This window comes from Pseudomonas sp. FBCC-B1565 (assembly GCF_059133265.1).
In genome coordinates this window covers 1,600,627-1,616,132 of sequence record NZ_CP101438.1, presented here as the reverse complement: position 1 = coordinate 1,616,132, position 15,506 = coordinate 1,600,627, and the positions used below count along the sequence as shown (strand labels likewise).

The 15,506-nt window shown below is 58.5% G+C and carries 19 protein-coding genes, 1 tRNA gene and 1 pseudogene; 13 read left to right on the top strand and 8 right to left on the bottom strand.

The features are described 5' to 3' along the window. Nucleotides 1-77: 77 nt before the first annotated feature. From NL123_RS07765 to NL123_RS07755, 3 genes are all read left to right on the top strand, one after another. The gene (locus NL123_RS07765) at nucleotides 78-812 is read left to right on the top strand and encodes a phosphoadenylyl-sulfate reductase (RefSeq protein WP_494357528.1); all 735 of its coding nucleotides are present in this window, start codon (nucleotides 78-80) and stop codon (nucleotides 810-812) included. A 467-nt stretch (nucleotides 813-1,279) separates the two neighbouring features. After that, complete coding sequence (locus tag NL123_RS07760) at nucleotides 1,280-2,806, top strand: NCS1 family nucleobase:cation symporter-1 (protein WP_248483692.1); 1,527 nt, start codon at nucleotides 1,280-1,282, stop codon at nucleotides 2,804-2,806. 13 nt (nucleotides 2,807-2,819) lie between these two features. Further along, a complete protein-coding gene (locus NL123_RS07755; protein WP_248483694.1) occupies nucleotides 2,820-3,536 on the top strand; it encodes an aspartate/glutamate racemase family protein in 717 nt (238 codons plus the stop codon). Here NL123_RS07755 and NL123_RS07750 read toward each other — a convergent pair. Next, nucleotides 3,517-4,446, bottom strand: coding sequence for a LysR family transcriptional regulator (locus NL123_RS07750; RefSeq protein ID WP_058427399.1), 930 nt, complete (start codon nucleotides 4,444-4,446; stop codon nucleotides 3,517-3,519). The two genes, NL123_RS07755 and NL123_RS07750, sit on opposite strands and share 20 nt — an antisense overlap. 125 nt (nucleotides 4,447-4,571) lie before the next feature. Here NL123_RS07750 and NL123_RS07745 point away from each other — a divergent pair, with 125 nt between their 5' ends. After that, nucleotides 4,572-5,318 carry a 3-oxoacyl-ACP reductase family protein gene (locus NL123_RS07745; RefSeq protein ID WP_058427505.1) on the top strand — a complete coding sequence of 249 codons (747 nt, stop codon included), beginning with the start codon at nucleotides 4,572-4,574 and terminating at the stop codon, nucleotides 5,316-5,318. Between the two features lie 84 nt (nucleotides 5,319-5,402). Here NL123_RS07745 and NL123_RS07740 read toward each other — a convergent pair whose 3' ends face one another. Continuing rightward, nucleotides 5,403-6,092: an HAD-IA family hydrolase gene (locus NL123_RS07740; protein ID WP_248483696.1), complete on the bottom strand. Its 690-nt coding sequence runs from the start codon at nucleotides 6,090-6,092 to the stop codon at nucleotides 5,403-5,405. Nucleotides 6,093-6,349: 257 nt separating this feature from the next. Here NL123_RS07740 and NL123_RS07735 point away from each other — a divergent pair. Then, nucleotides 6,350-6,601: pseudogene (locus NL123_RS07735) on the top strand (type II toxin-antitoxin system RelE family toxin); the annotation flags it as partial. Then, the gene (locus NL123_RS07730) at nucleotides 6,555-6,911 is read left to right on the top strand and encodes a helix-turn-helix domain-containing protein (protein WP_071491428.1); all 357 of its coding nucleotides are present in this window, start codon (nucleotides 6,555-6,557) and stop codon (nucleotides 6,909-6,911) included. The pseudogene NL123_RS07735 and the gene NL123_RS07730, both read left to right, overlap by 47 nt. Nucleotides 6,912-7,025: 114 nt before the next feature. On the opposite strand, the gene NL123_RS07725 is transcribed toward NL123_RS07730, so the two are convergent. Beyond that, nucleotides 7,026-7,994 (bottom strand): NAD(P)H-binding protein, encoded by a 969-nt coding sequence (locus NL123_RS07725; protein ID WP_494357527.1) that lies wholly within the window; start codon nucleotides 7,992-7,994, stop codon nucleotides 7,026-7,028. Nucleotides 7,995-8,087: 93 nt separating this feature from the next. Here NL123_RS07725 and NL123_RS07720 point away from each other — a divergent pair, with 93 nt between their 5' ends. From NL123_RS07720 to NL123_RS07705, 4 genes are all read left to right on the top strand, one after another. Beyond that, nucleotides 8,088-8,972, top strand: coding sequence for a LysR family transcriptional regulator (locus tag NL123_RS07720; RefSeq protein ID WP_248483700.1), 885 nt, complete (start codon nucleotides 8,088-8,090; stop codon nucleotides 8,970-8,972). 54 nt (nucleotides 8,973-9,026) lie between these two features. Next, nucleotides 9,027-9,605 carry a DUF4337 domain-containing protein gene (locus tag NL123_RS07715; protein WP_071493905.1) on the top strand — a complete coding sequence of 193 codons (579 nt, stop codon included), beginning with the start codon at nucleotides 9,027-9,029 and terminating at the stop codon, nucleotides 9,603-9,605. 70 nt (nucleotides 9,606-9,675) lie between these two features. After that, nucleotides 9,676-10,335: a M24 family metallopeptidase gene (locus NL123_RS07710; protein ID WP_179040733.1), complete on the top strand. Its 660-nt coding sequence runs from the start codon at nucleotides 9,676-9,678 to the stop codon at nucleotides 10,333-10,335. A gap of 9 nt (nucleotides 10,336-10,344) precedes the next feature. Further along, a complete protein-coding gene (locus NL123_RS07705; protein ID WP_494357526.1) occupies nucleotides 10,345-10,698 on the top strand; it encodes a gamma-glutamylcyclotransferase family protein in 354 nt (117 codons plus the stop codon). Between the two features lie 49 nt (nucleotides 10,699-10,747). Here the strand turns inward: NL123_RS07705 and NL123_RS07700 are convergent, their stop codons facing one another. Both NL123_RS07700 and NL123_RS07695 read right to left on the bottom strand, forming a co-directional pair. After that, nucleotides 10,748-11,209 (bottom strand): DUF2442 domain-containing protein, encoded by a 462-nt coding sequence (locus NL123_RS07700; RefSeq protein WP_494357525.1) that lies wholly within the window; start codon nucleotides 11,207-11,209, stop codon nucleotides 10,748-10,750. Nucleotides 11,210-11,212: 3 nt separating this feature from the next. Next, nucleotides 11,213-11,446: a DUF4160 domain-containing protein gene (locus tag NL123_RS07695; protein ID WP_248483709.1), complete on the bottom strand. Its 234-nt coding sequence runs from the start codon at nucleotides 11,444-11,446 to the stop codon at nucleotides 11,213-11,215. 437 nt (nucleotides 11,447-11,883) lie between these two features. On the opposite strand from NL123_RS07695, the gene NL123_RS07690 reads away from it, so the two are divergent. Beyond that, on the top strand, nucleotides 11,884-12,153 hold the full coding sequence (locus NL123_RS07690; protein WP_248483711.1) for a short-chain dehydrogenase: 270 nt from the start codon (nucleotides 11,884-11,886) through the stop codon (nucleotides 12,151-12,153). Between the two features lie 155 nt (nucleotides 12,154-12,308). On the opposite strand, the gene NL123_RS07685 is transcribed toward NL123_RS07690, so the two are convergent. From NL123_RS07685 to NL123_RS07675, 3 genes are all read right to left on the bottom strand, one after another. Then, entirely contained in the window at nucleotides 12,309-12,560 is a 252-nt protein-coding gene (locus NL123_RS07685) for a hypothetical protein (RefSeq protein WP_494357524.1), read from the bottom strand. Between the two features lie 29 nt (nucleotides 12,561-12,589). Further along, nucleotides 12,590-13,120, bottom strand: coding sequence for a hypothetical protein (locus NL123_RS07680; RefSeq protein WP_494357523.1), 531 nt, complete (start codon nucleotides 13,118-13,120; stop codon nucleotides 12,590-12,592). Between the two features lie 252 nt (nucleotides 13,121-13,372). Further along, nucleotides 13,373-13,462, bottom strand: a tRNA-Ser gene (locus NL123_RS07675). Nucleotides 13,463-13,782: 320 nt separating this feature from the next. On the opposite strand from NL123_RS07675, the gene NL123_RS07670 reads away from it, so the two are divergent. Both NL123_RS07670 and NL123_RS07665 read left to right on the top strand, forming a co-directional pair. Further along, nucleotides 13,783-14,475: a crotonase/enoyl-CoA hydratase family protein gene (locus NL123_RS07670; protein ID WP_071493919.1), complete on the top strand. Its 693-nt coding sequence runs from the start codon at nucleotides 13,783-13,785 to the stop codon at nucleotides 14,473-14,475. 212 nt (nucleotides 14,476-14,687) lie between these two features. Beyond that, the gene (locus NL123_RS07665; protein ID WP_248483717.1) at nucleotides 14,688-15,410 is read left to right on the top strand and encodes a lysophospholipid acyltransferase family protein; all 723 of its coding nucleotides are present in this window, start codon (nucleotides 14,688-14,690) and stop codon (nucleotides 15,408-15,410) included. Nucleotides 15,411-15,506: the final 96 nt, after the last annotated feature.

Here is a 15,506-nt window from a genome sequence, read left to right as displayed (position 1 = left end):
CGCAACGCAGGGCGGATTTTGATACCATCGCTCCCCTATAGAGCGCTCAGCGCCACTGACCTGTAGGAACCGTCCTGATGAACCAAGCCTTCGACGTCGCTGAACTCGCCGCGACTTATGCCAACAAATCCGCCCAGGACATTCTCAAGCTGGCCTTCAACCAGTTCGGTGATGACCTGTGGATTTCCTTCAGCGGCGCCGAGGACGTGGTGCTGGTAGACATGGCCTGGAAGCTGAACAAGAACGTCAAGGTGTTCAGCCTCGACACCGGGCGCTTGCACCCGGAGACCTATCGGTTCATCGAGCAGGTGCGCGAGTTCTACAAGATCAATATCGAGTTGATCTCGCCGGACCAGAGCAAGCTGGAGCCCTTCGTCAAAGAGAAAGGCCTGTTCAGCTTTTACAAGGATGGCCACGGCGAATGCTGCGGCGTGCGCAAGATCGAACCGCTGCGCCGTAAACTCGCCGGCGTCACAGCCTGGGCCACCGGCCAGCGCCGCGACCAGAGCCCAGGCACCCGCAGCCAGGTGGCGGCGCTGGAAATCGACACGGCCTTCTCGACACCGGAACGCACCCTGTACAAGTTCAACCCGCTGGCACAGATGACCAGTGAGGAAGTCTGGGGTTACATCCGCATGCTGGAGCTGCCTTACAACAGCCTGCATGAGCGCGGCTTCATCAGCATCGGCTGCGAGCCCTGCACCCGCCCGGTGCTGCCGAACCAGCATGAGCGTGAAGGTCGCTGGTGGTGGGAAGAAGCCACGCAGAAGGAATGCGGGCTGCATGCCGGGAATATCATCAGCAAGGCCTGAAGTTGCGCTGTAAAAAATGTGGGAGGGGGCTTGCCCCCGATAGCGGTGGGTCAGCCAGATCAATGGTGACTGGCAGTCCGCAATCGGGGGCAAGCCCCCTCCCACATTTGATTTGTGTTGGCCACTGAACGTGTACACACACATGTAACTATCGGTGCCATTTATGTGTGCAATCCATCTTGTGGCGCACCATTACGTAACACCTCTCCCCACCTGTCTTTTGTCTTTGCAAATCGCCCGGTTCCCACCAAAAAATAAATAACTGTTCAAACGGTCAATTTATATCGCTTTAAATTCAGCTAGTTATTTCATGAACCTAAAAAAACGAAATTACCCAAGGTTTTCATAGATCAAAAACTGGCACGCAAGTGGCTTAAGGTGAAATACGCTTTGTATACAATAAATACAAAACCTACATACACTTTGCCATCCGCGGCCTGGCTGCCGATGCGCTGGAGCCTGCCGGAATGCGTACAAGCCTCTCGAATAACATCGCACTGGATCTGCCCTCCTCCCTGAAGCCCGAAGCCATCGAGCCCAGCCCTCTGGTGCTGAGCCCACGCCTGCACAACAAGGACCTGGCGCCCACCAAGGTTGAAGGCCGGCGCTGGGGTCGCTATAGCATCTTTGCGCTGTGGACCAATGACGTACACAACATCGCCAACTACTCGTTTGCCATTGGCTTGTATGCACTGGGCCTGGGCGGCTGGCAGATTCTGTTGTCCCTCGGTATCGGTGCGGCACTGGTGTATTTCTTCATGAACCTGTCGGGCTACATGGGGCAAAAGACCGGTGTGCCGTTTCCCGTGATCAGCCGTATCAGCTTCGGCATTCATGGCGCGCAGATTCCGGCGTTGATCCGCGCGGTGATTGCGATTGCCTGGTTCGGCATCCAGACCTACCTGGCGTCGGTGGTTTTCCGCGTGTTGCTGACGGCGATTCATCCGGGCTTTGCCGAATACGACCACAATTCGATCCTGGGCCTGTCGTCCCTCGGCTGGGTGTGTTTCGTGGCGATCTGGCTGGTGCAACTGGTGATCCTGGCCTACGGCATGGAAATGGTACGCCGCTACGAAGGCTTCGCCGGGCCGGTAATTTTGCTCACCGTGGCGTCGTTGGCCGGTTGGATGTATTTCCAAACGGGCGGCAACATCGCCTGGTCGATCCGCGAGCCGCTGAGCGGCGGCGAGATGTGGCGCAATATCTTTGCTGGTGGCGCGCTGTGGCTGGCGATCTACGGCACGCTGATCCTCAATTTCTGTGACTTCGCCCGCTCCTCGCCCTGCCGCAAGACCATTCAGGTCGGTAACTTCTGGGGCCTGCCGGTGAATATCCTGGTGTTTGCCGCGATCACCGTGCTGCTGTGCGGCGGGCAGTTCCAGCTCAATGGCCGGGTCATCGAAAGCCCGACCGAAATCATCGCCGCCATCCCGAATACCTTCTTCCTGGTGCTGGGCTGCCTGGCGTTCCTGATCGTCACCGTGGCGGTGAACATCATGGCCAACTTTGTCGCACCGGCCTTTGTACTGAGCAACCTGGCGCCCAAGTACCTGAACTTCCGTCGCGCCGGATTGATCAGCGCCACCGTGGCGGTGCTGATCCTGCCGTGGAACCTCTACAACAGCCCGCTGGTGATCGTGTACTTCCTCTCCGGCCTGGGCGCGCTGCTGGGGCCGCTTTATGGGGTGATCATGGTCGATTACTGGTTGATCCGGAAAGGCCAGGTCGACGTGCCGCAGTTGTACAGCGAAGACCCAAGCGGCGCTTATTACTACAGCCGTGGAGTCAATTTGCGTGCGGTGGCAGCGTTTGTTCCTGCAGCGGTGATCGCCATTCTCCTGGCTTTGTTACCGGGTTTCGCCAGCGTCTCACCGTTTTCCTGGATGTTTGGCGCCGGTATTGCAGGGCTGCTGTACTTGCTGATCGCCAAGCGCCAGCCGTTCTACGCCGATGTCAGTGGCGAAAGCATTGCCGTCGATAACGTCAGTCATTAATCAAGGACCTTCCATGCGTATCCTCGTGGTCAACGTCAACACCACCGAATCCATTACCGAAACCATCGCCCAGCAGGCGCGCGCCGTGGCTGCGCCGGGCACAGAGATTGTCGGGCTCACGCCGTACTTCGGCGCCGAATCGGTGGAGGGCAACTTTGAAAGCTATCTGGCGGCCATCGCGGTGATGGACCGGGTAATGGCCTACGACCAGCCGTTCGATGCGGTGATCCAGGCCGGCTATGGCGAGCATGGTCGTGAAGGCTTGCAGGAATTGCTCGACGTGCCGGTGGTGGACATCACCGAAGCCGCCGCCAGCACCGCGATGTTCCTCGGCCACGCCTATTCGGTGGTGACCACCCTGGACCGCACTGTGCCGCTGATCGAAGACCGCCTGAAACTGGCCGGCCTGTACCAGCGCTGCGCCTCGGTACGCGCCAGTGGCATGGCGGTGCTGGAGCTGGAAGAAAACCCGTTGGCGGCGATGGAAGCCATCGTGCGCCAGGCCGAGTTGGCCATCAGCGAAGACAAGGCCGAGGTGATCTGCCTGGGTTGTGGCGGCATGGCCGGGCTGGATGAGCAGATTCGCCAGCGCACCGGCGTGCCGGTGGTGGATGGGGTGACGGCGGCGGTGACCATTGCCGAGTCGCTGGTGCGGTTGGGACTGTCGACGTCGAAGATCAGGACTTATGCGACGCCGAGGGCGAAAAAAGTCATCGGTTGGCCGCGCTGAAGCGTTGGTTCAACTGCTGCTCGGCGAATTGCTCAATGATGAAATCCACAAACGCGCGAGTCTTGCCGGGCAGCAGTTTGTGTTCGGCGTAGTAAATGGAGATGTTGCCGTCGTCGACGTACCAGTCGGGCAGCACCCGCACCACCGCGCCGCTGTCCAGGAATGGCACGGCCATAGGCATGCTCACCAAGGCGATGCCCAGGCCTTGGGCGCTGGCGCAGCAGGCGGCTTCGGAGTCGCTCATGGTCATGCTCGGCTTGAGTACCAGAGGGCGGTGTTCACGCTCGATACTGGTCAATTGCCAGGACCGTATACGACCGGTCTGCGGTGAACGGATGAGGATCCCGTGGCAACGCGCCAAATCTTCGGGCACCCGCACCGAAGGACGCTGCGCCAGGTAGTCCGGGGACGCCACCAGCACTCGATGGGCCGGCGTCAACTTGCGCGCCACCACCCCCTGAGGCAGCTCGAAGCCACCACCAATGGCGGCATCGAAGCCCTGGCCGATCAGGTCGACCTGGCGGTTATCGAAATGCCAGTCCGGGCTGATGTCCGGGAAGCGACGCATAAACGCGCCCAACAGTGGCATCACGTAGCGATTGCCAAATACTGTGCCCATGCTCACTTTCAAGGTGCCCACCGGCCGCCCTTCGGCGCTGGCCAGGTTGGCCACGGCGTTCTGGATGGTGGTGAGGCTGCCGCTGACCTCTTCGAGGAACAGCTTGCCGGCTTCAGTGAGGGTGAGGCGCCGAGTGCTGCGCTGGAACAGGCGTACACCCAAGCGCGCCTCTAGCTTGGCGACACTTTTGCCCACCGCCGCCGGTGTCAGGCTCAGGTGCCGCGCCGCTTCGGCAAAGCTGCCACCTTCGGCGCTGCGCACGAAACATTCGATACTGCCAAAGCTTTCCATATCGCCCACTCTAAACTTTTGGTTTACACAGACTATAGCAATCCTGGTCTACCGGGAGGGGCTGGCGAGGTCGATACTCGGTTCCAACAACAAGGCATCCCGCCTTGAACAGCTTGGAGATCGACATGACCACACAAAACCTCAGCGGCAAAGTCGCCTTGATTCAAGGCGGTTCTCGCGGCATCGGCGCCGCCATCGTCAAACGTCTTGCCGCACAGGGCGCAGCCGTTGCCTTTACCTACGTCAGCTCGGCCGCCAAGGCCGAAGAACTGCAGAACAGCGTGATCAGCGAAGGCGGCAAAGCCCTGGCGATCCACGCCGACAGCGCCGATGCCGATGCGATACGCAATGCGGTCAACGCCACCGTCGAAGCCTTTGGGCGACTGGACATCCTGGTGAACAACGCCGGCGTACTGGCCATTGCGCCGCTGGAGGATTTCAAGCTGGAAGACTTTGACCAGACCCTGGCGATCAACGTGCGCAGCGTGTTTATCGCAACCCAGGAAGCGGCCAAGCATATGGGTGAAGGCGGCCGCGTGATCAATATCGGCAGCACCAACGCCGAGCGCATGCCGTTTGGTGGCGGTGGCCCGTATGCGATGAGCAAGGCGGCGCTGGTGGGGTTGACCAAAGGCTTGGCGCGGGATCTGGGGCCACGTGGGATCACCATCAATAACGTGCAGCCTGGGCCGGTGGATACCGATATGAACCCGGCCAACAGTGATTTTGCCGAGAGTTTGATTGGGTTGATGGCGGTCGGGCGGTATGGGCATGTGGAAGAGATTGCCAGTTTTGTGGCTTACCTCGCTGGGCCGGAAGCGGGCTACATCACCGGTGCAAGTCTGACCATCGATGGTGGCTTCAGCGCCTAGGATTTGCGGAACACCGCAAATCAAATGTGGGAGGGGCAAGTCGAATCGTCGCACCGCCCCTCCCACATTTTTAACCGCGATCAATCAGGCTCGAGGTGGCAGGCCGTAGGCCGCCAGGTCGAAGTCCGCGAGCTTGCGGATGATCTGGTCGGCGTGGTGATACTTGCTGTCGGCCATGGCTTCGTCCGGCACGGCGATGGCGGTCATATGGGCGGCTTTCGCAGCAGTGACGCCGAAGGGTGAGTCTTCGAACACCAGGCAATCCTGCGGTGCCACGCCCAAGCGGCGGGCGGCAGTGAGGAAGATGTCTGGCGCGGGTTTGGCGGCGCCGACTTCCGGGTCGTCAGCGGTGACAATGGTGTCGAACAGGCCAAACCATTCGCGGTGCAAGGTGGTCTTGTGGCCAAACGAATTGCGCGACGAACTGGTACCCACGGCAATCGGGATATTGTGCGACTTCAGGTGCCGCACCAAGGCCTCAGCGCCGGGCATGCCCAAGGCCTTGGGGAAACGCTCGCTCATCAGCGGTTCCCGGATCTTGAGGAATTCGGCCGGCGTGATCGGCAAATCCAGCGCCTTCACCACATACTCCGCCAGGTCCTGGGCACCGCGCCCGATAATGTGCTGCTTGATGCCCCAGTCGTAGGTGCGACCGTAGCGTTCAGCGATGATCTGCGTGACTTCTGTGTAGATGCCTTCCGTGTCCAGCAACAACCCGTCCATATCGAAAATCACGGCCTTGATCGGACCGACTGCGGTACGCGGTGCATTCATCGCTACAACCCAAGGGAAAGACTAAAAGGATTCAGCACAATAGCGGGGCGGGTCTCATACAGGCAACCTCCACGACTTTGTATCGACTCGACTCCCCAGTTGATGGCCCTTCACATCAATGCCTCATACCTGGAAACAGTTATACCGGTCGGTGTGAGCGGCGAGCGTCTACGGTTTGTGAGGGCAGCGCGAACAGCCACTGGCCCGCGTCTGAAAATATCGCTTGATAACCTTATAAAAGACTTATTAACCTTCCAATGAACTCCATCCACTGGACTAGAAAATCCGTAAAGCAACTGCTTCGGTTGCATACGTATCATCAGCAACAGGTACGCGATGCTGTGTCAGCGCTCGAGCGCATGCCCGAGGCAGCCAACGTCAAGGCATTGGTCAATTACCCCCATGGTTATCGCTTGCGCGTGGGGAATTACCGAGTCCTTTTCGATTGGGATCGCGATATCCATGTGGTCAGCATTGAAGAGGTCAAGAAGCGTGACGAGCGAACCTACTGCCGTACAGATCATCCACAATACGGAGGGCAAGCCAGCCTTTGTGGTGATTCCCTATGAACATTATCTGGCCCGGCAGAACGATCCAAATCTGATTCCCCATGCGGTGGTAAGCCGCCTGGTGGATGGGGCAACCCCTATCCGTGCATGGCGCGAACACCTGAACCTGACCCAGGAAGAAGTTGCCAAACGCCTGGGCATTTCCCAATCCGCATTTGCCCAACAAGAGTCGGTGAATAAACCTCGCCGTGCAACGCGGGAAAAAATTGCCAAGGCGTTCGGCATCAACGCCAGTCAACTGGAGCTATAGAGCGTTACGCTGGAAATCTGCCCCCTCAGTCCCCTCACTTAAGGGCTTCCACCTGGATCCGCGCATGGGCCAGTGCCGTAGAGGCCGATGCTACAGGCCCTTTAGTGCCAAACTTCACACTGCCCGAGGCAGGCAACCCATGCCGGCCAGGGTCGTCTCCACCGCTTCATCCAGCGGCGTGCAAGGTTCAACGCCCAATACCGCAACCAGCCGCGTGTTATCGAGCAGCACAGGGGTTTGCCACAGGTAACGCATCTCCAGCATTTCACGGAAGGTGACGACAAAAGGCGAAGCTATTTTCAGCAGCCACCAGGGGAACATCCTGACGACAGGCCGTTGCCCCGTCCTACGCAGCACCACGCGCTGGATCGCCCGGCTCACCTGTGTGCCATCCGTGTCCACCTGCCCCGCCATATGAAAACGCGCGAACGCCTCCAGGGTTTCACGGCGCTCGAGCAGTTCAACCATCGTACGCGCCACATCGGGCAGGTACGCCCACTGATGGGCAACACCTGGCGCCCCCGGATAGTTGACGCTGCGCACGAGGTTGCCAGGTTTGACCAAGCCCTGGGAAAACCAGCTGTTGGCCGCCTGCGCGCCGAAAAAATCACCGGCGCGCACGATCAGCACCCGCGCTCCGTTGCCTGAAGCTTCGTATAACCGTTGCTCCAGTTGCACACGGATCGCGCCCTTGCGGGTTTGCGGGTGTTGAGGGGAGTCTTCGTGCAGTACGGGAAACGCGTCTGGCCCAAAGTTGTAGACGGTACCGGGCAACACAATGGTGGCGCCTTCAGCAACGGCCGCCGCAATGGTGTTGTCGATCATCGGCAGCACCCGCTCGGCCCAGTGCCGATAGCCCGGCGGGTTGACCGCGTGCACGATCACTTCACAGCCTCGGGCTGCGGCAAGTACGTCATCGCGGTTGAGTGCATCACCCTCAAGCCAGTCAAATGCGGCGTTCTGGCCACGGGCCTTGTCGGCATCACGGGTCAACGCGCGCACCTGCCAACCCGCCGCCAGCAGTTGCCGTGCGACTTCGCCACCAATGCCACCGGTTGCACCCAACACCAATACTGTATTCATCACACGCTCCCACGCTGGTTGATGGGGACATTTTCTGCGCGGCCAGGCTATAGAGGAATTGTCGAAGACCATTCAGGCGCTATACATTTATGCATGGCAACGAATATTGGTTGGGAGCTTTACCGGTCGTTCCTTGGCGTGTTCCGGGAAGGATCGCTGTCGGGGGCCGCACGGCAACTCGGCATTACACAGCCCACGGTCGGCCGGCACATCGCCGCGCTGGAAACGGCGCTGGGCGTGGTGCTGTTTACCCGTTCACCCACCGGCTTGTTGCCCACGGCCGTGGCCCACACGCTGCGCGCCCACGCCGAAACCATGGAGCGCACAGCGGCGGCACTTGAGCGTGCAGCGTCTGCCCAGGGTGATGAAGTGCGCGGCGTGGTGCGCGTGTCCGCCAGTGAAGTGGTCGGCGTGGAAGTGCTGCCGCCGATCCTCACGCAAGTGCGCCGGGCACACCCGCACCTCAAGGTCGAACTGGTGCTGACCAACCGCCTGAGCGACCTGTTGCAACTGGAAGCCGACATCGCCGTGCGCATGGTCCGCCCCAGCCAGGAGCAACTGCTGGCGCGACGCATCGGCCTGATCGAAGTAGGCCTGCACGCCCGCGACGATTACTTGCAGCAACACGGCACGCCCCTGTTGATGCAAGACCTGGCCGGTCACTCAGTGATCGGTTTCGACCAGGAAAACGCATTTATCCGCAGCCTGGCCATCAAGGGTTTCGAGCGCAGCGCCTTTGCCCTCAGCAGCGACAGCGACCTAGCCCAACTGGCACTGATCCGTGCCGGTGCCGGTATCGGCGGGTGCCAGGTCCAATTGGCCAAGCGCGATCCCCGCCTGCGCCGGGTCCTGCCGGAAGGCTTTGCACTCAAGTTGGACACCTGGGTGACCATGCACGAAGACCTGCGCAGCAGCCCGCGCTGCCGCGTGATGTTCGACGCGCTTGTCGAAGGTTTGCAGCGTTACGTACAGGATTGAGACAGCTTCACTGGTGAAGAATCAGACTCCCTCAGTCCCTTCACAGACGCCCCCATGTCCGAAGCCTTCGAAGTCCCCAGCCCCCACGAAAAACACATCGAACACACCACCGAACATGCCCACGGCCGCGGTGACAACTTCGCCAGCCGCATCGCCGTGATGACCGCGCTGATGGCCACCCTTGGCGCCATGCTCAGCTACCAGGCCGGCTCCACCGAAAGCGAAGCGGCAATGGACAAGAACAACGCCGCCATCTTCAAGACCGAGGCCGCCAACCAGTGGAACTACTACCAGGCCAAATCCAGCCGGCAAAACCTGGCAGAACTGGCCACCCACATCCCCGGTGTGGATGCGGTGCATTACAAGGAAGAGATCGAGCGCTATAGAAGCCAGAAGGAAGACGTGCGCAAACAGGCCGAAAAGCTTGAGGCCACCTCAAAGGAATGGGATGAAAAGTCGGAACAGGCGCTGCACCAGCACCATCGCTGGGCCCAAGCGATGACCGCGATTCAGATCGCGATTTCGTTGGCGGCGATCACCTTGCTCACCAGGCGGGAATGGTTGAAGCGCCTGTCGTATACGGCAGGCGGAGCAGCCGTGATATTGGGGAGCCTGGCCTGGCTGCATTTATAAAAAATCCCCTTGGGCGCCAGAGTCTTACCGCTATATAGTAAAAAGCATAACGAAACCCAAGGAGATACCGGTGTCCGCACAACCCAAGGAAGCTGTGGGCGCCGCCTACAGCATCGACGCCATGCGCTACGCCCAAGGCATGACCTGGCAAGCCATCGAACACCTCGCCCAACGCATCCGCCCCGGCATGCTCGAATCCGAAGCCCGCGAACTGGGCAAACACGTCCTCGCCGAACTCGACATGCAGCGCATCTGGCACCCACTGCTGGTGCGCTTTGGCGCCAACACCCTCAAGACCTTCAAACAACGCTCCGACGGCGATCCGATGCTGGGCGACAACGACATCTTCTTCATCGACATGGGCGCCGTCTGGCAGGGTCACGAAGGTGACGCCGGCGCCACCTTCGCCATCGGCAACGACCCGGACATGCACGCCTGCGCCAGCGCCGCCAAAGCACTGTTCGACCGCGTGCAAGCCCGCTGGAAAAACGACCAGGTCGTCGGCCAGGAGCTTTACCGCTACGCCGAAGCACAAGCCCTGGCCATGGGCTGGCAACTGAACCTCGACATCAAGGGCCACCGCGTCAGCGACTTCCCCCACGCCATCCACCGCGGTGGCGACCTGGGTGACTTCGAGCACTACCCGAACGCCGGCCTGTGGATCCTGGAAATCCAGATCGCCCATCCGAGCAAACCCTATGGGGCTTTCTACGAAGACCTCCTCGCTTAAGGAACGCAAATGAACCGCGCCACCGAACACCTCGTGCTGTTATTTTCCTACGGCACGCTGCAGGACAAATCCGTACAACTGGCCAACTTCGGCCGTGAGCTGACCGGCCAGCAGGATGCGATGCTGGGCTATTCACAGAGCTGGGTGGAGATCACCGACCCGGATGTGCTGGCGAGTAGTGGCAAGACGCATCATCCGATTGTGGCGCCGAGCGCTGAGGCAGGCGCCAGGATTGAGGGGATGGTGTTCCGGATTACGGAGCAGGAGCTGGCGGCGGCGGATGCGTATGAAGTGTCGGACTACAAGCGGGTGGAGGTGGGGTTGGCTTCGGGGTTGAGGGCTTGGGTGTATGTGCGGGCGTGATATGAACAAGGGCGGCTGAATTGGCCGCCCTTTCGAGAGAGTACCGAGCCTACTTGCACACCATTGACACTTGAGTTTGGTGCTCATACTCCCACCCTCTACACGCCAACCCTACGTGCTTGGGAATCAAAGCAGCACCACTACTATAGGCCGTGATAGTCCTACGTGAGAAGCCCAATTCGACCGCAGCGGCGGACAGGGAAAGATTGTTGCTGAGCATCCACTTTCTGAAATCCTGCGTGAGCATAACCTCGCCGGACTGCTCCAGTGCCAGGCGGTGCAAGGTCACGGCAGACAGCTCAAGGTCATTGCCCCATGTCACATCAAAGCCCCATTCACCTACAGCTACTTGGCTGAAGAGCCCCAGGTCCATAAGCGGCTTGAGGATGGGGAAAGTTTTTATATGATCGATGAGATCGACGGTATGTTGCTTACCATTGTTCCACTCGATTTCTAGAGCATGCTTGCCGGCAACTGGTTGCACAGCAGAAATGCGAAGCTTGCTGGTCATAAGTCAGTTCCTCCGGTTTTGTTCATCCCATACCCGATGAAGATCAGCGATATGAGCTTTTGCCCAATTCAGGGCGGCTTTCAAGGCCTTTGTTTCGGCACCTGCGCCAAGCACGACAAGCCCTTCTATCTGAACCAAACACTCGCCATCCGGGGTCTGCACGTGAAAGTGCGGTGGCGCGTGGTCGTCGGGATAGATTTTTATTTTCCAGTTTCGTTCACTGTGAAGAGTAGCCATGAGGTCAGATGCTAGAGAAATATTTTCCCTAGCACAACTCGATTTTCTTACCTCGATAGTCCCGAGACCTTAGCTTTCTGGAAACCTATAGCAATTGGTTGCTGGCACCTTGAGCAACATCACAAGTTTGCGAAATGTTCTACGCGCTTTCCGGAAGCGCCACTCTCCCACCTCATCATCTCCATGCCTATAGTCACCGGGTCGCTCGAAGAGCGATTGGGTTTAGCGACCCGACTACAAGACGGCAGAAGCCTCCCGGCAGATTTGCGGGATGCCCCTGTACGCAATAAGCTGCTCCATGGTGGCTGTGCGTGGGAGACCTTCGGGTCTGCCGGTCTTTGTCCGTTCTTGTCCCGGTTCGCCAACCTGCGTACAGCTGCCACCTTTTGTTTGGCGACAAATGCGTGGCTCCCCCCCTAAGTGAACGGACTTAACGCATGAACCAATACATGGCCCTCACCAGCAACGACAGCACCACACCCGCCCTTTTTGTCGACACAACCGTCCCGCTTGAAATCCTCCTCGACGCTGCGAACTATCGACTTCGTGCTGTGACGCAGGTGCTTGAGAACCTTGCGCTGCGTAGTGAGATAAGCAGCGATGCGGTGGTACTCAGCGACTTTGCTTTACTGTGCTCTATCCCGTTGCGGGATGGGTGTGACTTGCTGGATATCATAGAGCGGCGAATGGATGTATCGCAGCCTTAGAAGATATTGCATGCCGCTTTAGGACTATAGCTGCCAGTTTCCCTTGGTTCGGTATACCAATCCAAGGGGTGCTGGTTTCCGAGGGCCGTGAAAAGGCCCCCACACTTGGCACAGATGTGGGGGGCCATTGAACATAAGCGGCGTTATTGGTAATCCTACAGGTCTAAACCTTTATGGATTTCATCTAGGGTCACATCCAGCTCTTGGTTCAACTGGTCATGTACGGCTTGGCTGACTAACCCATGAGTCAGCAGCGCAGCCAGATAGCCCAGCGTGTACATCGCAAAGCCGTGCCGCTTCGCCGGTTCGTTCTTGACCCTTTCGATGTTTTCTTTCAAGAGGATGAATTTACTACGCGCTTCGGCAATGGTGCGCGGGCTGTCTTTTTCGGTTGGGAGCATCGGCATAGCGGGGATTCCTTTCTGTTCGTAAAGCCTTATTGAAAGGCTTGCCACAATTGATAGCAGAAAATCCACATTAACAGAGAGCCTGCAGCCAAACCGCTTAGCACTGAAGGGACCAAAAAAAACCACCATACCCTCTGTGACCGAACTTGAAATAACTGACTTGATGCGATGAACCGCTGGATAAGTTCTGGCCCACTCATGTTTTGTATCATCGCGCTCGTTCGAGACATATGGATGTTGCTCCATATCATCTTGATGACCTCCCAAGCTATAAATAACACCAGAGAAAGCACAGCAAGAAGCCCACAGAGGGCATACAACCGAGGCGGTAGCTTCGGGGAAAGTGTGGACCAAAGCCCAAAAAACCCTGCATAGCCTGCTACTAAGATGAGGTTGATATAGGTTCCTGCACTAGCCATCTGCCTTTCGTGCATCTGTATCAGTGCGTTAGCGCCCTTATCTCCTTCCAGATGAAGCTGAAATTCTTTGAGTTCATCAATAGCTTCCGAGTGCGTATTCACCACGGTTTCCACCTGCTCGTTCCATTGCTGCTGATTCATCTCGTTCCGCTCCTTTGGAGAGTTATTACAGATGGGCTCGTGGACGCAAATATCGACCGGCGTCGAGCCCAATATGCGCCAGATGATTTGGCGTGAAAACCACCCTAAGCTCCCGGGTTCCGCACGCTCCGTTTTTCGCACCAATATAGAGCACCAGTCCCATGGTGGTCCCATGAGGCTATTTTTTGGACGCCAAAAACCACAAACCCCCGACTTTCTCTAGGAAAATCAGGGGTTTGCGTTTTCGTAATTTGGCGGTGAAGGAGAGATTCGAACTCTCGATACAATTTCTTGTATACACACTTTCCAGGCGTGCTCCTTAAGCCACTCGGACACTTCACCGTATCTCGTCAAACCAGTTCAGTCTGTCGAGGCGCGCTAATGTAGTCGAAAGCCTTTCTGATGGCAAAGGTTTTTTTCAGAATATTCATGCGCTTAGCCGGTTATGCCGCTCACCGCCCGGCAACGGGCGGTGATTGTGCCATTCTCAGGCATCGGCGGTAGACGCCTGGGGCGGCGATTGCGCCCTGCGCCAGGCATTCCGATGCGCTGTGCAGGGCAAAAGCCTGACCGGCCAGTCAGTCACAGCGCTTTACCGGGGCGGGCGTGGTGGGTAACGTCTGCTGCATTCTTCTATAACAAGTCCTACAAGGAACCGCGTCATGAGTGAGTTGATTGCCTACCACCTCGAAGACGGTATCGCGACCCTGACCTTGAGCAACGGCAAGGTAAATGCCATTTCTCCGGCGGTGGTCAGTGCCTTTAATGAAGCGCTGGACCAGGCGGAGAAGGACCGGGCGGTGGTGGTGATCACCGGCACGCCGGGGATTTTGTCGGGGGGTTATGATTTGAAGGTGATGACCGCCGGCCCCAAAGAGGCCATCGGTCTGGTGACGTCCGGTTCAACGTTGGCGCGTCGCCTGTTGTCGCACCCGTTCCCAGTGATTGTGGCGTGCCCAGGACACGCGGTGGCCAAGGGCGCCTTTTTGCTGTTGTCGGCGGACTATCGGATTGGGGTGGATGGCCCGTTCAGCATTGGCCTGAACGAGGTGGCGATTGGCATGACCATGCACCACGCCGGTATCGAGTTGGCGCGGGATCGCCTGCGCAAGTCGGCGTTTCATCGTTCGGTGATCAATGCCGAGATGTTTGACCCGCAGGGCGCGTTGCAAGCCGGCTTCCTCGACAAAGTGGTGGCACCGGAAGAGCTGCACGCGGCGGCGCTGGAAGCGGCGCGTCAGTTGAAGAAGCTCAACATGAACGCCCACAAGCACACCAAGTTGAAAGTCCGTAAAGAACTGTTGGAAGCCTTGGACGACGCCATCATCCAGGACCAGGGGCATATCCTGAGTTAAGCCCTACGCGTGATGTACCAAAGCCCGACCTTGAGTCGGGCTTTTTCTTACAACCAATTCCGAATCATCTTCAGCCGCTCTAGCTTGCCCGTATCGACAGATGTTGAAACATGCGCTTAAACATCGCCTATCTCCTACCTCTACCGGGGTAATTGCCGAATACAGTGCACAACCGTACACTGCGCCACCTTTTGTGCCGGTGGGCCGTGTCGATGCTTTTCCTGTTGCGTATGTTGTTGATGGGCCTGCACTTTATGCTTGCCGGCGTGCTCGGCGTGCTGGTTGGTGTGTGCCGGCCGTTCAACCCGGACAACAGTCGCCTGTGCGCACGCCTGTACGCGCTGCCGGCCATGTGGATCCTGCGGCTCAACGTGAAGGCCGATGTGGACTCGCTGCGCAACAAGCCCGGCACCTGCGTGATCATCGCCAACCACCAGTCCAACTATGACCTGTTTGTGTTCGGCACCGTAGTGCCCTACCGCACGGTGTGCATCGCCAAGAAAAGCCTGAAGTGGGTGCCGCTGTTCGGCCAGTTGTTCTGGCTGGCGGGCAATGTGTTGATTGACCGGGGCAATGCGCACAAGGCACGCCGGGCGATGCTTACCACCACCCACACGTTGCAGCACGAAGACACTTCGATCTGGGTGTTTCCGGAGGGCACGCGCAACCTGGGCCAAGGGTTGCTGCCGTTCAAGAAGGGCGCGTTCCATATGGCGATTGCGGCGGGTGTGCCGATTGTGCAGGTGTGTGTCAGTAACTACGTGACACATATGCAGCTCAATCGCTGGAACAGCGGGGGTGTGCTCATACGGTCGTTGCCGCCGATTCCTACCGTTGGCCTGACTTCGGATGACATCCCGGCGTTGATGCAGGCGTGTCATGCGCAGATGGAAGCCTGTATTGACGAGATGGACCGCGAGTTGCGGGCTGCCTGAACACTGCTGGGGGGCGCTTCGCCCCCCAGCGCGAGCAAGCTCGCTCACCACAAAATGCTCGATGCAACGACGGAACGCCATTCAGGCTAAGCTGCC

Excerpts from the sequence above, each read along its gene's own strand:
- NL123_RS07680 (WP_494357523.1), bottom strand. The coding sequence starts at position 13,120 with ATGAATCAGCAGCAATGGAACGAGCAGGTGGAAACCGTGGTGAATACG.
- NL123_RS07700 (WP_494357525.1), bottom strand. The coding sequence starts at position 11,209 with ATGACCAGCAAGCTTCGCATTTCTGCTGTGCAACCAGTTGCCGGCAAG.
- NL123_RS07715 (WP_071493905.1), top strand. The coding sequence starts at position 9,027 with ATGTCCGAAGCCTTCGAAGTCCCCAGCCCCCACGAAAAACACATCGAA.
- NL123_RS07665 (WP_248483717.1), top strand. The coding sequence starts at position 14,688 with ATGCTTTTCCTGTTGCGTATGTTGTTGATGGGCCTGCACTTTATGCTT.
- NL123_RS07760 (WP_248483692.1), top strand. The coding sequence starts at position 1,280 with ATGCGTACAAGCCTCTCGAATAACATCGCACTGGATCTGCCCTCCTCC.
- NL123_RS07695 (WP_248483709.1), bottom strand. The coding sequence starts at position 11,446 with ATGGCTACTCTTCACAGTGAACGAAACTGGAAAATAAAAATCTATCCC.
- NL123_RS07730 (WP_071491428.1), top strand. The coding sequence starts at position 6,555 with ATGTGGTCAGCATTGAAGAGGTCAAGAAGCGTGACGAGCGAACCTACT.
- NL123_RS07755 (WP_248483694.1), top strand. The coding sequence starts at position 2,820 with ATGCGTATCCTCGTGGTCAACGTCAACACCACCGAATCCATTACCGAA.
- NL123_RS07725 (WP_494357527.1), bottom strand. The coding sequence starts at position 7,994 with ATGAATACAGTATTGGTGTTGGGTGCAACCGGTGGCATTGGTGGCGAA.
- NL123_RS07685 (WP_494357524.1), bottom strand. The coding sequence starts at position 12,560 with ATGCCGATGCTCCCAACCGAAAAAGACAGCCCGCGCACCATTGCCGAA.
- NL123_RS07720 (WP_248483700.1), top strand. The coding sequence starts at position 8,088 with ATGGCAACGAATATTGGTTGGGAGCTTTACCGGTCGTTCCTTGGCGTG.
- NL123_RS07670 (WP_071493919.1), top strand. The coding sequence starts at position 13,783 with ATGAGTGAGTTGATTGCCTACCACCTCGAAGACGGTATCGCGACCCTG.
- NL123_RS07740 (WP_248483696.1), bottom strand. The coding sequence starts at position 6,092 with ATGAATGCACCGCGTACCGCAGTCGGTCCGATCAAGGCCGTGATTTTC.
- NL123_RS07765 (WP_494357528.1), top strand. The coding sequence starts at position 78 with ATGAACCAAGCCTTCGACGTCGCTGAACTCGCCGCGACTTATGCCAAC.
- NL123_RS07690 (WP_248483711.1), top strand. The coding sequence starts at position 11,884 with ATGAACCAATACATGGCCCTCACCAGCAACGACAGCACCACACCCGCC.
- NL123_RS07750 (WP_058427399.1), bottom strand. The coding sequence starts at position 4,446 with ATGGAAAGCTTTGGCAGTATCGAATGTTTCGTGCGCAGCGCCGAAGGT.
- NL123_RS07745 (WP_058427505.1), top strand. The coding sequence starts at position 4,572 with ATGACCACACAAAACCTCAGCGGCAAAGTCGCCTTGATTCAAGGCGGT.
- NL123_RS07705 (WP_494357526.1), top strand. The coding sequence starts at position 10,345 with ATGAACCGCGCCACCGAACACCTCGTGCTGTTATTTTCCTACGGCACG.